The sequence below is a fragment of the Cronobacter malonaticus LMG 23826 genome (genome assembly GCF_001277215.2).
In the GTDB taxonomy this organism is placed as follows: domain Bacteria; phylum Pseudomonadota; class Gammaproteobacteria; order Enterobacterales; family Enterobacteriaceae; genus Cronobacter; species Cronobacter malonaticus.
In genome coordinates this window covers 914,690-929,010 of the sequence record NZ_CP013940.1, presented here as the reverse complement: position 1 = coordinate 929,010, position 14,321 = coordinate 914,690, and the positions used below count along the sequence as shown (strand labels likewise).

General features: G+C 59.3%; 9 protein-coding genes and 1 pseudogene. 2 read left to right on the top strand and 8 right to left on the bottom strand.

Annotated features, from left to right (window positions below; genetic code table 11):
• Positions 1–5: 5 nt before the first annotated feature.
• On the bottom strand, positions 6–1,259 hold the full coding sequence (gene glyA, locus AFK66_RS04285; RefSeq protein ID WP_007777321.1) for a serine hydroxymethyltransferase: 1,254 nt from the start codon (positions 1,257–1,259) through the stop codon (positions 6–8).
• A gap of 319 nt (positions 1,260–1,578) precedes the next feature.
• On the opposite strand from glyA, the gene hmpA reads away from it, so the two are divergent.
• Positions 1,579–2,769, top strand: coding sequence for an NO-inducible flavohemoprotein (hmpA, locus tag AFK66_RS04280; protein ID WP_007777328.1), 1,191 nt, complete (start codon positions 1,579–1,581; stop codon positions 2,767–2,769).
• A 183-nt stretch (positions 2,770–2,952) separates the two neighbouring features.
• Here hmpA and glnB read toward each other — a convergent pair whose 3' ends face one another.
• From glnB to purL, 5 genes are all read right to left on the bottom strand, one after another.
• The gene (gene glnB, locus AFK66_RS04275) at positions 2,953–3,291 is read right to left on the bottom strand and encodes a nitrogen regulatory protein P-II (protein ID WP_002438074.1); all 339 of its coding nucleotides are present in this window, start codon (positions 3,289–3,291) and stop codon (positions 2,953–2,955) included.
• 98 nt (positions 3,292–3,389) lie between these two features.
• Positions 3,390–4,727, bottom strand: a complete 1,338-nt coding sequence (gene glrR, locus AFK66_RS04270) for a two-component system response regulator GlrR (protein WP_007777331.1) — start codon at positions 4,725–4,727, stop codon at positions 3,390–3,392.
• A complete protein-coding gene (qseG, locus tag AFK66_RS04265; RefSeq protein ID WP_032970035.1) occupies positions 4,724–5,497 on the bottom strand; it encodes a two-component system QseEF-associated lipoprotein QseG in 774 nt (257 codons plus the stop codon). The genes glrR and qseG overlap by 4 nt, the downstream gene beginning before the upstream one ends.
• Positions 5,494–6,930, bottom strand: coding sequence for a sensor histidine kinase (locus tag AFK66_RS04260; protein WP_007777335.1), 1,437 nt, complete (start codon positions 6,928–6,930; stop codon positions 5,494–5,496). The genes qseG and AFK66_RS04260 overlap by 4 nt, the downstream gene beginning before the upstream one ends.
• Before the next feature lie 576 nt (positions 6,931–7,506).
• Positions 7,507–11,397: a phosphoribosylformylglycinamidine synthase gene (gene purL / locus AFK66_RS04255; protein ID WP_023898188.1), complete on the bottom strand. Its 3,891-nt coding sequence runs from the start codon at positions 11,395–11,397 to the stop codon at positions 7,507–7,509.
• Positions 11,398–11,664: 267 nt separating this feature from the next.
• On the opposite strand from purL, the gene mltF reads away from it, so the two are divergent.
• Positions 11,665–13,224 carry a membrane-bound lytic murein transglycosylase MltF gene (gene mltF, locus AFK66_RS04250; RefSeq protein WP_023898187.1) on the top strand — a complete coding sequence of 520 codons (1,560 nt, stop codon included), beginning with the start codon at positions 11,665–11,667 and terminating at the stop codon, positions 13,222–13,224.
• Here the strand turns inward: mltF and tadA are convergent.
• Positions 13,184–13,585: pseudogene (tadA, locus tag AFK66_RS21095) on the bottom strand (tRNA adenosine(34) deaminase TadA); the annotation flags it as partial. The gene mltF and the pseudogene tadA overlap by 41 nt on opposite strands.
• A gap of 98 nt (positions 13,586–13,683) precedes the next feature.
• Entirely contained in the window at positions 13,684–14,319 is a 636-nt protein-coding gene (yfhb, locus tag AFK66_RS04245; RefSeq protein ID WP_007700658.1) for a phosphatidylglycerophosphatase C, read from the bottom strand.
• Between the last annotated feature and the right edge of the window lie 2 nt (positions 14,320–14,321).

Here is a 14,321-nt window from a genome sequence, read left to right as displayed (position 1 = left end):
AACGCTTACGCGTAAACCGGGAAGCGTGCGCAGATATCCAGTACTTTACCTTTGACGCGCTCGATAACCGCTTCGTCATTGATGTTGTCCAGGATGTCGCACATCCAGCCGGCCAGCTCTTTAACTTCCGCTTCTTTGAAGCCGCGACGCGTAACCGCCGGAGAACCGATACGGATGCCGGAGGTGACGAACGGGCTTTTCGGATCGTTCGGCACGCTGTTTTTGTTAACGGTGATGTTGGCGCGGCCAAGTGCGGCGTCCGCTTCTTTACCGGTCAGGTTTTTATCGACCAGATCCAGCAGGAACAGGTGGTTTTCCGTACCGCCGGAGACCACTTTGTAGCCGCGGTTCAGGAACACTTCCACCATCGCTTTGGCGTTTTTGGCCACCTGCTGCTGGTAGGTTTTGAACTCCGGCTCCATCGCTTCTTTCAGCGCGACCGCTTTCGCCGCGATAACGTGCATCAGCGGGCCGCCCTGCGCGCTCGGGAACACGGCAGAGTTCAGTTTTTTGTACAGCTCTTCGCTGCCGCCTTTGGCGAGGATCAGACCACCGCGCGGGCCAGCCAGCGTTTTATGGGTGGTCGTAGTCACGACGTGCGCGTGCGGAACCGGGTTCGGGTAAACACCTGCGGCAATCAGGCCCGCCACGTGCGCCATATCGACGAACAGGTATGCGCCGATGCTGTCGGCGATTTCACGCATTTTTGCCCAGTCAACGATGCCGGAGTAAGCGGAGAAGCCACCGATGATCATCTTCGGCTTGTGCTCTTTCGCCTGCTTCGCCATATCGTCGTAATCGATTTTGCCGGACTCGTCGATACCGTAAGGAATGATGTTGTAGAGCTTACCGGAGAAGTTGACCGGAGAGCCGTGAGTCAGGTGGCCGCCCTGCGCCAGGTTCATACCAAGAACGGTATCGCCCGGCTGCAGCAGCGCGGTGTAGACCGCGAAGTTGGCCTGGGAGCCGGAGTGCGGCTGCACGTTGGCGTAGTCAGCGCCGAAGAGTTCTTTCGCGCGGTCAATCGCCAGTTGTTCAACGATATCCACATATTCGCAGCCGCCGTAGTAGCGCTTGCCCGGATAACCTTCGGCATATTTGTTGGTCAGCTGAGAGCCCTGCGCCTGCATGACGCGCGGGCTGGTGTAGTTTTCGGAGGCGATCAGTTCGATGTGCTCTTCCTGACGTACTTTTTCCTGCTCCATAGCCTGCCACAGTTCGGCATCATAATCGGCAATGTTCATTTCACGCTTTAACATCCGCATCTCCTGACTCAGCTGACAATAAAATGTACTGCAATTAGGGGCCCTTTTGGGCGACGGCCAACAGTGTAAACCGATTGGCAGCGTGAAGATAGGGCTTGACAGAGGTTTTTACGCAAACGTTTGGCATGGCGTGGCGCAAGGGTTTGAACGATTAAGCAAACGCGCGCTTTACGCGACTTATTTTCATTTTCAACCTGTCTTTTTTTCATACGCGACCGTTTTCTCCTGCTTGATAAAACCATTTACAGCGTGCAGGTATTTTTTATAAGATGCATTTAAAATACATTTTATAGAAAAACGGAAGGAAGCAACCATGCTGGATAGTCAAACCATCGCCGTCGTGAAATCCACCATCCCGCTGCTGGCGCAGACTGGCCCGAAACTCACCGCGCACTTTTATGACCGGATGTTTACGCACAACCCGGAACTCAAAGAGATTTTCAACATGAGTAACCAGCGCAATGGCGATCAGCGTGAAGCGCTGTTCAACGCCATCTGCGCCTACGCCACCAATATCGAAAACCTCGCGGCCCTGCTGCCGGCGGTGGAGAAAATCGCCCAGAAGCACACCAGCTTTAATATCAAACCGGAGCAGTACAACATTGTGGGCGAGCACCTGCTGGCGACGCTCGACGAGATGTTCAGCCCAGGCCAGGAAGTGCTGGACGCCTGGGGTAAAGCCTATGGCGTGCTGGCGGGCGTGTTTATTAACCGCGAAGCCGAGATTTACCAGAGCAACGCGCAGAAAACCGGCGGCTGGGAAGGCACGCGCGAATTCCGCATCGTGAGTAAAACGCCGCAGAGCGCGATTGTCACAAGCTTTGAGCTGGAGCCGGTAGATGGCGGCCCGGTTGCTGATTACCTGCCCGGCCAGTACACCGCCGTCTGGATCAAACCGCAGGAGTTTGCGCACCAGGAGATTCGCCAATATTCGCTCACACGCAAGCCGAACGGCAAAAGCTATCGCATCGCGGTGAAACGCGAAGGCGAAGGCCAGGTGTCGAACTGGCTGCATCAGCATGCGCAGCCGGGCGATGTGGTTAATCTTGCCGCGCCTGCGGGCGATTTCTTTATGGATGTCGAGCCGCAGACGCCGGTGACGCTTATCTCGGCGGGTGTGGGCCAGACGCCGATGCTGGCGATGCTTGATACGCTGGCAAGCGCGCAGCATCCGGCGCAGGTGAACTGGTATCACGCGGCGGAAAGCGGCGATGTACATGCGTTTACCGATGAAGTGGCGCAGCTCGGCGCGAAGCTCCCCCGCTTTACCCGCCACGTCTGGTACCGCGTGCCGACCGACGCCGATCGCAGCGCGGGCCGTTATGACAGTGAAGGGTTGATGGCGCTTCGCGATCGCGAGGCACATGTGACCACGCCCGGCATGCAGTTTTATGTCTGCGGCCCGGTGAAATTTATGCAGTTCGCCGCGGAGCAGTTAGTGAGCATGGGCGTGAATAAAGAGAACATTCATTACGAATGTTTCGGCCCGCACAAGGTGTTGTAAGCGTCCGGCTGTTTTGAGAGCGGTTCGGCGGGTACGCTGCGCTTACCCGCCCTACGATAGAGATTTGCGGTTTTATGTAGGGTGGGTAAGCGAAGCGCACCCACCATTTACTTGCGCGCCCCATGAACGCCGGGCATAAAAAAAGCAGGTCCACTGACCTGCTTTTTTGTCCATCGCGCACGCTTAAATCGCGGCGTCGTCTTCCTCGCCGGTGCGGATACGCACCACGCGCGCCACATCGAAAACGAAAATCTTCCCGTCGCCGATTTTACCGGTCTGAGCGGTACGGATAATCGTATCCACACAGGTATCGACGATATCGTCGGTCACCACGATCTCTATTTTCACCTTCGGCAGGAAATCCACCATATACTCTGCGCCGCGATAGAGCTCGGTATGGCCTTTCTGACGACCAAACCCTTTCACCTCGGTCACCGTCATCCCGGTGATCCCGACTTCCGCCAGCGCTTCACGTACGTCATCGAGTTTGAAGGGTTTAATAATCGCATCAATCTTTTTCATGGTGGATCCTTAATTCCTGCCAGCGCCTGCACGGCGATTCAGTTCGCGAAATCGGTTGCTCAAATTACCATACCTTGCAGCGGTTTGGGCACCAAAAACTACTCTTTAAAATCATTCGCCTCAAGCTCGTGGCGGGCCAGCAGTTTATAGAATTCGGTACGGTTACGCCCTGCCATACGCGCGGCGTGGGTCACGTTGCCTTTGGTGATTTGCAGCAGCTTGCGCAGATAGTTGAGCTCAAACTGATTGCGCGCCTCGACAAACGTTGGCAGCACGGTGTTTTCGCCCTCCAGCGCCTGCTCTACCAGCGCCTCGCTAATGACCGGCGCGGAGGTCAGCGCCACGCACTGCTCAATCACGTTCACCAGCTGGCGCACGTTGCCCGGCCAGCTCGCCGCCATCAGTCGCTTCATCGCATCGGTAGAAAAGCTGCGTACGAACGGCTTATGCCGGTCCGCCGCCTGACGCAGCAGATGGTTCGCGAGCAGCGGAATATCTTCGGCGCGCTCCTGCAATGCCGGGATCTTTAAATTCACCACGTTCAGGCGATAAAAGAGATCTTCGCGGAACTCGCCGCGCGCCATCGCCTTCGGCAGATCGCGATGAGTGGCGGAGATAATCCGCACGTTGATTTCGATATCGCGGTTGCTGCCGAGCGGGCGCACTTTGCGCTCCTGCAGGACGCGCAGCAGTTTTACCTGCAACGGTACCGGCATATCACCGATTTCATCGAGAAACAGCGTGCCGCCTTCGGCTGCCTGAAAAAGCCCTTCACGGCTGCTGACCGCGCCGGTAAACGCGCCGCGCGCATGGCCGAACAGCTCGGATTCCAGCAGCTGTTCCGGCAGCGCGCCGCAGTTAATGGCGATAAAGGCGTTTTTGGCGCGCGGGCTGGCGTTATGGATGGCCTGCGCCAGAATCTCTTTGCCGGTGCCGCTCTGGCCGTTAATCAGGACGCTAACGTCCGACTGCGCCACCATGTGCGCCTGCTCAAGCAGCCGCAGCATCACGGGGCTGCGGGTGACAATCGTCTCGCGCCACTGTTCGTCGCCTGCGGGCGCGGCATGCGCCAGCGCATCATCGATAGCTTTATACAGCGCGTCTTTATCCACCGGTTTGGTAAGAAAACTGAACACACCCTGCTGGGTCGCCGCCACCGCATCAGGGATCGAGCCATGCGCGGTCAGAATGATCACCGGCATGCCCGGCTGGAGCTTCTGGATCTCGGCGAAAAGCTGCATGCCGTCCATTTCATCCATCCGCAGATCGCTAATCACCAGATCGATCTTCTCACGCGCTAAAATGCGCAGCCCTTCATGACCGCTTTCGGCGGTCTCAACGGTAAATCCTTCGCTGGTGAGCCGCAGGCCCAGCAGTTTCAGCAGGCCCGGATCGTCATCCACCAGCAACAGGCGCGCGGGTTTATGCTGCGTCATGGTTTGGTCTCCTCCTGCGTGGGTGCGGTGTCCTTATCAGCCGGCGCGGCGCCCTCTTTCTCGGCATCCGGGCTGTGGCTGTTGTCCTGAATATAGCCGCCCGCGCTTTTACGCGTGGAGAGCTGGCGTTCAATATCGGTCAGGTTTTCCAGCTTGCGGGTGGTGAGTTCAAGCTCAGTGCGCAGGTGCCGCTGCTGCTCGCGCAGGGCATCGAGTTCGCTGTCAGTGCTTTCCTGAAGCTTGCTGTAGCGGCCACGCTCTTCTGAGAGTGCAAGCTGCGCCGCCTGCCCGTCACGCCAGGCCTCATACAGCGGGCGCACGTGCGCCGGGATCGCGCCGGAGGTAGTGCTGAGCGTGGTAAGATAGCTGCGGCGTTCAGCAGGCGTAATGCGGGCGTTAGCCAGCAAAATGCCACGCCGGAAGGCATGCTGCCAGGTGTCGTCCGGGAAACGACGCGCCTGCGCGCGCGCCTCGGCGGGCGAAAGGCGTTCCGCGCAGTCCATGCCGCGCAGCCAGAACAGCGGGTTATTTTCGACACTGGTGCCGGAGAGCTGCCAGATGCCTGAACAGTCGGTAAAGAGAAAATCCGCCAGTTGCTGTTCGGGCAGCTTTGGGTCATGCGTTTGTTTGATATGGCTGGAAACCGGGCTTTGCACGCAACCGGCCAGAAGGCATGGCAACAGCACGGAACAGGCCCGCGAGCGAAGAGAGAAAAACCGTGTGCCGCGCGAGCGCAGGCTGCGCCATGCGCTTACCAGACGTGAATTCATTTTTTTAATCGTTCCGGGTCAAAGAGCGGTAATTCGATACGAAAACAGACGTCGGCGGTGTCATCTTCAACCAGACGCAGTTCGCCGTGCATACGCCGGATGCAGTCCTGTGCAATGCTCAGGCCCAGGCCGCTGCCTTTCACCGCCCCTTTACGTTGATGGCTTCCCTGATAAAAGGGCTCGAAAATCATTTGCCGTTCCGCCTCAGGAATGGGCGTGCCGGTATTCGCCACCTCAATACATAACGTACTGGCAAGGCGGCGGCTTCGCAGATAAATGGTACCGGATTCGCGTCCGTAGTGCACCGCATTGGAGTAGAGATTATCCAGCACGCTCATCAGCAGCATCGGCTCCGCGAGGCAAGGCGCATCGGCAAGCGACACCTCGGTATGCATCATTTTAGCCCGCGCTGGCAGACTGTGTGAGGCGATGACAATATCCACCAGCGGCGCCAGCTCTACTTTCTCAAGCTCTACCGCGCCGCCCGCCAGTTTACGGTTGTAATCAAGCAGTTGCTCTATCAGCGTTTGCAGGTTGCGGCTGCTGGTATCGAGAATTTCCACCACCTCGCGCTGCTCCGCAGTCAGCGGCCCGACGACCTGATCGGCGAGCAGTTCGGTGCCCTCACGCATACTGGCGAGCGGCGTTTTTAATTCATGGGAGATATGGCGCAAGAATTGATGACGTTGGGATTCAAGCCAGGCGAGACGCTCGCTGAGCCAGATGATTCGCTGGCCTACCGATCGCAGTTCGCGCGGGCCTTTAAACATCATGGCAGTGCCGAGCGATTTCCCTTCGCCCAGCCGGTTGATCATCCGCTCGATGCCTTTTACCGGGCCGATAATCATCCGCGTGAAGAGCAGCACCAGCGCAAGGCTTGCCAGAAACAGCGCCAGCGCCTGCCAGCCGAACAGTCGCCCGCGCGAGGCGATTTCCTGCTGAAGCTGCTGGCCGCGGGCGTAAATCACCGCGCGGGTGGCCTGCACCAGCCGGGTGTTGGTGTCCGCGAAGGCTTCCAGACGCGCGGCGGCACCCGGCTTCGGGCCGCTGTTATGACACTCCAGTTGCGCCAGATCCACCAGGCTCTGGCGCAGGGCTTTATAGAGTCTCGCGTCAGGCAGCACGCTCGCCTGCGCCTCCAGCATTCGGGAATAGCGCTGGCGCTGGCTTTCATAAACTTTCGCCAGCGTAACGTCATCCAGCACGCAGTACTGCCGGTAGCTGCGCTCCATTTCGAGCGCGATATTGGTCATCGCCTCGCTGCGCCGGGCATCCATCTGGGTGAGCGTGTTGGACTGCGCGGCCTGGGCGCTTAACGTATTCAGGCTCTGCCAGGCCTGCCAGGCGAGAAAGAGCAGCGGCACCATCACCAGTAAGAAAGCCATCATCACCAGTTGGCGAAGCGAGCGGGGAAAAGCAGGCCAGCGTTTCACGGCGTTATTCCGAAGTGATTGCAAAAGCCTGATGCTAACCGACAGCCGCGCCGGAGCAAAGCCAAACGCAAAAAACAACAAAGGCAGGGGATTAACCCTGCCTTTGTGATGGAATCAGGCGGTGCCTTACTCAACGTGTCGCCCGGGTTCTGAAATAGCAGCGCTATGATCAGCAGTTGGACGGCAGGCACCTTTGAGTGCGTCATTCGAAGTTTATGTAGCGCTCGCAATGGGGCTGACATAAGAAGGTGAATGAGCCACTGGGTATTATTATGCAGTAACCGTGCCAGGTTTACCACATAAATCATAAACACCTGTTATATAACAAATTTAATTATATGAGATGCTTCAAACTTTTGCGTTATTTTTCACCATAGTGTCGCTAAACCCCAACACTTCCTGTGTAGCTTTTTAGGTGTCATATAAATCAATGAGTTAAGTGTCGCAAATCAGCGACACCACGATTATGCCGCTGTCGCAATTTACCGACACATGCCGGATTCATACTCACCGGGAAAAACGCTTATAAGAAAAAAGGCCTCTTGCGAGGCCTTTATCAGGATAAAACGAACAAGATTAACCGAGCTGCTTACGCGCATTGCGGAAAATGCGCATCCACGGGCTGTCCTCGCCCCAGTTCGCCGGGTGCCAGGAGTTCGCCACCGTGCGGAAGACGCGCTCCGGGTGCGGCATCATGATAGTGACGCGCCCGCTTTCGCTGGTCACGGCAGTAATGCCGTTCGGTGAACCGTTCGGGTTCGCCGGGTAGGTTTCCGTTACCGCGCCGAAGTTATCGATATAGCGCAGCGCCACCAGGCCTTTGCTTTCAAGCGCCGCCAGATGCGCGTCGTCGCGAACTTCCACGCGGCCTTCGCCGTGGGAAACCGCAATCGGCATATGGGAGCCGGTCATGCCGTCCAGCAGCAGCGACGGGCTGGCGGTCACTTCCACCAGGCTGAAGCGCGCTTCAAAGCGATCGGACTGGTTACGCACAAAGCGCGGCCACAGTTCGCTGCCCGGGATCAGCTCGCGCAGGTTGGACATCATCTGGCAGCCATTACAGACGCCGAGCGCCAGCGTCTGCGGACGGTGGAAGAACTCGGTGAACTCGTCACGCACGCGGTCGTTGAAGAGAATGGACTTCGCCCAGCCCTCGCCCGCGCCCAGCACGTCGCCGTAAGAGAAGCCGCCGCAGGCGACGAGCGTGTGGAAATCGCCGAGGCCACGACGACCGGTGAGCAGATCGCTCATATGCACGTCGATAGCGTCAAAGCCCGCGCGGTGGAACGCGGCCGCCATCTCCACATGGGAGTTCACGCCCTGCTCGCGCAGTACCGCGACTTTCGGGCGCGCGCCGGTGGCGATAAACGGCGCGGCGATATCTTCTTTGATATCGAACGTCAGCTTCACATTGAGGCCCGGATCGCTGTCGTTGGCTTTCGCCTGGTGTTCCTGATCGGCACACGCCGGGTTGTCGCGCAGGCGCTGCATCTGCCAGGTGGTTTCCGCCCACCACATGCGAAGCTGGGTGCGGCTTTCGCTGTACACCACGTTGTCGCCCGCCGTCAGCGTGAAGCGATCGCCCGCGACCGCCTTGCCGAGATAGTGCGTGCATTCGCCAAGACCGTGATCTTTCAGCACCCGCTCTACCTGCTCGCGCTCGGCGGCGGCAATCTGAATCACCGCGCCCAGCTCTTCATTAAACAGCGCCGCCAGGGCGTCGTCGCCGAGGGCGGCGATATCAGCGTCAATACCGCAGTGACCGGCAAACGCCATCTCCGCGAGCGTCACCAGCAGGCCGCCGTCGGAGCGGTCGTGGTAGGCCAGCAGTTTACGCTGCGCCACCAGCGCCTGGATAGCGTCGTAGAAGCATTTCAGTTGCCCGGCGTCGCGCACGTCGGCAGGCTTGTCGCCAAGCTGACGATAAACCTGCGCCAGCGCCGTCGCGCCCAGCGCGTTCTGGCCGTTGCCGAGATCGATTAACAGCAGCGCGTTATCTTCGGTAGTGAGTTCCGGCGTCACGGTGCGGCGCACATCTTCCACGCGGGCGAAGGCGGAGATCACCAGCGACAGCGGCGAGGTCATCTCGCGCTGTTCGCCATCCTGCTGCCAGCGGGTTTTCATCGACATCGAATCTTTACCGACCGGAATGGTCAGGCCGAGCTGCGGGCAGAGTTCCTCGCCCACCGCTTTGACGGCAGCATAGAGACCGGCGTCTTCGCCAGGGTGCCCCGCCGCAGCCATCCAGTTGGCGGAAAGTTTCAGGCGTTTGATATCGCCGATTTGGGTCGCCGCGATGTTAGTGAGCGCTTCACCCACCGCCAGACGGGCGGAGGCCGCGAAGTCCAGCAGCGCCACCGGCGCGCGCTCGCCCATCGCCATCGCTTCGCCGTAGTAGCTGTCGAGACTTGCGGTCGTGACCGCGCAGTTCGCCACCGGCACCTGCCACGGGCCGACCATCTGATCGCGCGCCACCATGCCGGTCACGGTGCGATCGCCGATGGTCACCAGGAAGGTTTTCTCCGCGACTGTCGGCAGATGCAGCACGCGCTTCACCGCGTCGGCAAGCGTGATGCCTGTACGGTCAAACGGCTGGCCTTCGGCCTGTAAACGCGTGACGTCGCGGGTCATTTTCGGGGTTTTGCCGAGCAGAACGTCAAGCGGCATATCCACCGGCTGGTTGTCGAAGTGGCTGTCGTTAAGCGTCAGGTGCTGCGCTTCAGTCGCCTCGCCAATGACGGCGTACGGCGCGCGCTCGCGGCGGCACAGTTCGTCAAACAGCGCCAGCTGTTCAGGCGCCACGGCCAGCACGTAACGCTCCTGGGATTCGTTACACCAGACTTCCAGCGGGCTCATGCCCGGCTCGTCACTTAAAATGTCGCGCAGTTCAAAACGCCCGCCGCGTCCGCCGTCGCTCACTAGCTCCGGCATGGCGTTGGAAAGGCCGCCCGCGCCAACGTCATGAATAAAGAGGATCGGGTTGGCCTCGCCAAGCTGCCAGCAGCGGTCGATCACTTCCTGGCAGCGGCGCTCCATTTCCGGGTTGTCGCGCTGTACCGAGGCGAAATCGAGATCGGCGTCAGACTGGCCGGACGCCATCGAGGACGCCGCGCCGCCGCCAAGACCGATATTCATCGCCGGGCCGCCGAGCACAATCAGCTTCGCGCCTGGCGGAATTTCGCCCTTCTGCACATGGTCAGCGCGAATGTTGCCGATGCCGCCTGCCAGCATGATCGGCTTATGGTAGCCGCGCAGCTCTTCGCCGTTGTGGCTGGGCACTTTCTCTTCATAGGTACGGAAATAGCCGTTCAGCGCCGGACGACCAAATTCGTTGTTGAACGCCGCGCCGCCGAGCGGGCCTTCAGTCATGATGTCAAGCGCGGTAACGATACGATCCGGTTTGCCGAAATCTTCTTCCCACGGCTGCTCAAAGCCCGGAATGCGCAGGTTCGAAACAGAAAAGCCCACCAGGCCCGCTTTCGGCTTCGCGCCGCGGCCCGTCGCGCCTTCGTCACGAATTTCGCCGCCGGAGCCTGTCGCGGCACCCGGCCACGGTGAAATGGCGGTCGGGTGGTTGTGTGTTTCCACTTTCATCAGGATGTGAGCCGGTTCCTGATGGAACGCGTAGCGGCCCGCGTCGTGGTCGGCGTAGAAACGGCCTACGGAAGAGCCTTCCATAACCGCTGCGTTGTCTTTATACGCGGAGAGCACGAAATTCGGGGTCTTCTCGAAGGTGTTTTTAATCATTTTAAACAGCGACTTCGGCTGTTTTTCGCCGTCGATAACCCAGTCGGCGTTAAAAATTTTGTGGCGGCAGTGCTCAGAGTTGGCCTGCGCGAACATGTAGAGTTCGATGTCGTTCGGGTTGCGCCCCAGGCGGGTAAACGCGTCATGCAGGTAGTCGATTTCATCTTCTGCCAGCGCCAGCCCCAGACGCACGTTGGCGTCCGCCAGCGCCTGACGGCCCTGCCCCAGCAGATCCACGCTCTGTACCGGCGCGGGGTCGTGGTGCGCAAAAAGCTGTGCGGCGTCTTCCAGCGCGCCGAACACGCTCTCCATCATGCGGTCATGCAGCTCTGCCGCAATCTGGCGGCAGGCGTCGTCGCCCGCGGTCGGATCAACGTCAAGGTAATACGCCACGCCACGCTCCAGGCGTTTCACCTGGGCGAGCCCGCAGTTATGGGCGATATCTGTCGCTTTGGAGGACCAGGGAGAGATGGTGCCAGGGCGCGGCGTCACCAGCAGCAGGCGGCCCGACGGCGCGTGGCCAGTAAGGCTCGGCCCATATTGCAGCAGGCGCTCAAGGCGCGCGTGCTCTTCGGCATTCAGCGGTGCGGCGAGGTCAGCAAAATGAACATACTCGGCATAAAGGGTTTTCACCGGGAGGTGAGCGTCTTTGAAACGAGCCAGCAGTTTGTTAATACGAAATGCCGACAGAGCGGGCGAACCACGCAGAATTTCCATCATCTAATCTCTCGTCTTCGAAGCGCCGGAGGGCACCTCAGTGGGCGCAAGGGGGAAAACGGGCGTCATTATAGAGAATCCGGCGCGCTGACGAAACCGTTTGCGTAGAAATAAAATCCCGCCGTCGCGTTAACGTTTGGTGTGGCCGATTCCTCTAATTAGTTGCCAAGTGGCGCTTTGTTACGCAAAATGCCGCTCCATGCCATTCAAACGAAACGGTTTACTAACGATTGTTCGCTGAGCCACAAGGCAACGCAGAGAATTAACTAATTGAAAAAATTAAAGCTTAATTATCTGCTCATCGGCGTCGTTACCCTGCTGCTGGCAGTGGCCTTATGGCCGGCCATTCCCTGGTCCGGCAAAGCCGATAACCGTATCGCCGCGATTCAGGCGCGGGGGGTTTTGCGCGTCAGTACTATTGCCACGCCGCTGACCATGTACCGCGCCGGTGACACCATGTCCGGGCTTGATTACGAGCTAAGCCAGGCCTTCGCCGACTATCTGGGCGTGAAGCTTAAAATCACCGTGCGCCAGAACATCAGCCAGCTTTTTGACGATCTCGACAATAACAACGCCGATCTGCTCGCCGCGGGGCTGGTGTATAACGAAGCGCGCAGCCAGCACTATCAGGCTGGCCCTATCTATTATTCCGTCTCGCAGCAGATGGTTTACCGCGTCGGCAGCCTGCGTCCGCGAAGCCTCGCCAGTATCAAAGAGGGGCAACTGACGATTGCGCCTGGCCACGTGGCGCAAAGCGAGCTGGAACAACTTCAGAAGAGCAAATACCCGGATTTACGCTGGCGCGTCGACCCGAAGCTCAGCAGCAACGAGCTGATGTTGCAGGTGGCGCAGGGCACGCTGGATTACACCATCGCCGATTCGGTGGCGATTGGTCTGCTCCAGCGCGTCCATCCGCAGCTTGCGGTCGCGCTCGACCTTAGCGATGAACAGCCGGTGACGTGGTTCAGCCGCCGCAGCAGCGATAACTCGCTCTCCGCCGCGCTGCTCGATTTCTATAATCAGATCAACGAAGACGGCACGCTGGCACGCCTGGAAGAGAAGTATCTGGGCCACGGCAACGATTTCGATTACGTGGACACCCGCAGCTTCCTGCGCGCCGTGGACAGCGTGCTGCCGGAACTACAGCCGCTCTTTGAGAAATACGCGACCGATATCGACTGGCGGCTTCTGGCGGCCATCTCGTATCAGGAATCCCACTGGGACAGCCAGGCCACCTCACCTACCGGCGTGCGCGGTCTGATGATGCTGACGCGCAATACGGCGCAAAGCCTGGGGCTGACCGATCGCCTCGATGCCGAACAGAGCATCAGCGGCGGCGCGCGCTATCTGAAAGATATGATGAGCAAAGTGCCGGAAAGCGTACCGGAAGAGGAGCGGATCTGGTTTGCGCTGGCGGCGTATAACATGGGCTACGCGCATATGCTGGACGCCCGCGCGCTGACGGCAAAACAGAAAGGCAACCCGGATAGCTGGTCGGACGTAAAACAGCGGCTGCCGCTGTTAAGCCAGCGGCCCTATTACAGCAAGCTCACCTATGGCTACGCACGCGGGCACGAGGCTTACGCCTATGTGGAGAATATCCGCAAGTATCAGATAAGCCTGGTCGGTTATCTGCTGGAGAAGGAGAAACAGGCCGCTGCGGCAGCGCAGCCTAAGCTTGTACAGAGTTACCCGACGAACATTACGCCGCAGGGTCTGTTCCCGTCGCCCTTTTCGTCGCTTCCTTTAGGGCCTTTTTCTCAAGCCGGCGCTGGCGGAAAAACGCACTCAGCATTGCCGAACACTCTGTCGCCAGTATCCCCTCGATAACCTGCACCTGATGGTTCATGCCGGGATGCCCGGTGATATCCATCAGCGAACCGACCGCGCCGGTTTTGGCATCGCGCGCGCCGAACACCAGCGTGCCGATACGCCCGTGTACCATCGCGCCTGCGCACATGACGCACGGCTCAAGCGTGACATACAGCGTGGTATCCAGCAGACGATAATTTTGCAGCACCAGCCCGCCCTGGCGCAGCGCCATGATCTCGGCGTGTGCGGTCGGATCGTGGCGGCCAATCGGGCGGTTCCAGCCTTCGCCAATGACCTGATTGTTGTGTACCAGCACCGCGCCTACCGGCACTTCCCCCTCGTCCCAGGCGCGCTGCGCCAGCGTCAGCGCGTGGCGCATCCAGTATTCATGGGTGAGTTCAGTCTGTGACACAAGCTTCTCCGGGAGTATAAGGCGGGCGGCATTATACACACCGTTTATGGGTTGCGAAACGCGCCTTATTCGAGCTGCTGGAGCTGCCCCTGCGGGGTGACGCGCCAGCGGTGCTGGCAGAAGTAAAGCAGCGGGTTGTCTTGCTTGCTGTCGCTGTAGCCGCTGTAGAGACGCAGCGGCGTGCCAATCTGGCGCTCCAGCTGCGCCACTTTTTCATGGCCGAGGCAGCGCAGCGTCAATACCCAGCCGCCGAAGCGCCGCTCCATTTGACTGGCGATAACATTCACGCGCGGCAGCCACGGGGTATCGTAATAGACCTGCTCCACCAGCGTCTGCGGGGAGCCGGTGATGAGCCAGACGTCGGCGTCGGTGCTGGTGAGGTAGCCCGTCAGGCGCTCATGCACCACCGGAAAGGTGACGACATGGGTGCGAAACCACCCGGCGAAGGATTTTTCCAGCGTTTTCAGACGCGCCTCGCTGTGCCCGAAGGTACAGCCCCACAGCAGCAGGCTCATCGGCCAGCGGGCGGCGCGCCCCTTGATTAACAGCCCGCCCAGGATGACGGGCAGCAGAGGAATAACCAGCAGCAGGTTGAGCGGCTGACGCCGCAGCAGATAGCGCATAAAGGTACCGAACATATCCTGTTGATGCAATGTGCCATCCAGATCGAAAAACACTACCCGACGCTCGTTATTGGCCAAAC

What these genes read in the sequence shown, in the direction of transcription:
- glyA (WP_007777321.1), bottom strand. Translation starts at nt 1,259, where the DNA reads ATGTTAAAGCGTGAAATGAACATTGCCGATTATGATGCCGAACTGTGG.
- hmpA (WP_007777328.1), top strand. Translation starts at nt 1,579, where the DNA reads ATGCTGGATAGTCAAACCATCGCCGTCGTGAAATCCACCATCCCGCTG.
- glnB (WP_002438074.1), bottom strand. Translation starts at nt 3,291, where the DNA reads ATGAAAAAGATTGATGCGATTATTAAACCCTTCAAACTCGATGACGTA.
- glrR (WP_007777331.1), bottom strand. Translation starts at nt 4,727, where the DNA reads ATGACGCAGCATAAACCCGCGCGCCTGTTGCTGGTGGATGACGATCCG.
- qseG (WP_032970035.1), bottom strand. Translation starts at nt 5,497, where the DNA reads ATGAATTCACGTCTGGTAAGCGCATGGCGCAGCCTGCGCTCGCGCGGC.
- purL (WP_023898188.1), bottom strand. Translation starts at nt 11,397, where the DNA reads ATGATGGAAATTCTGCGTGGTTCGCCCGCTCTGTCGGCATTTCGTATT.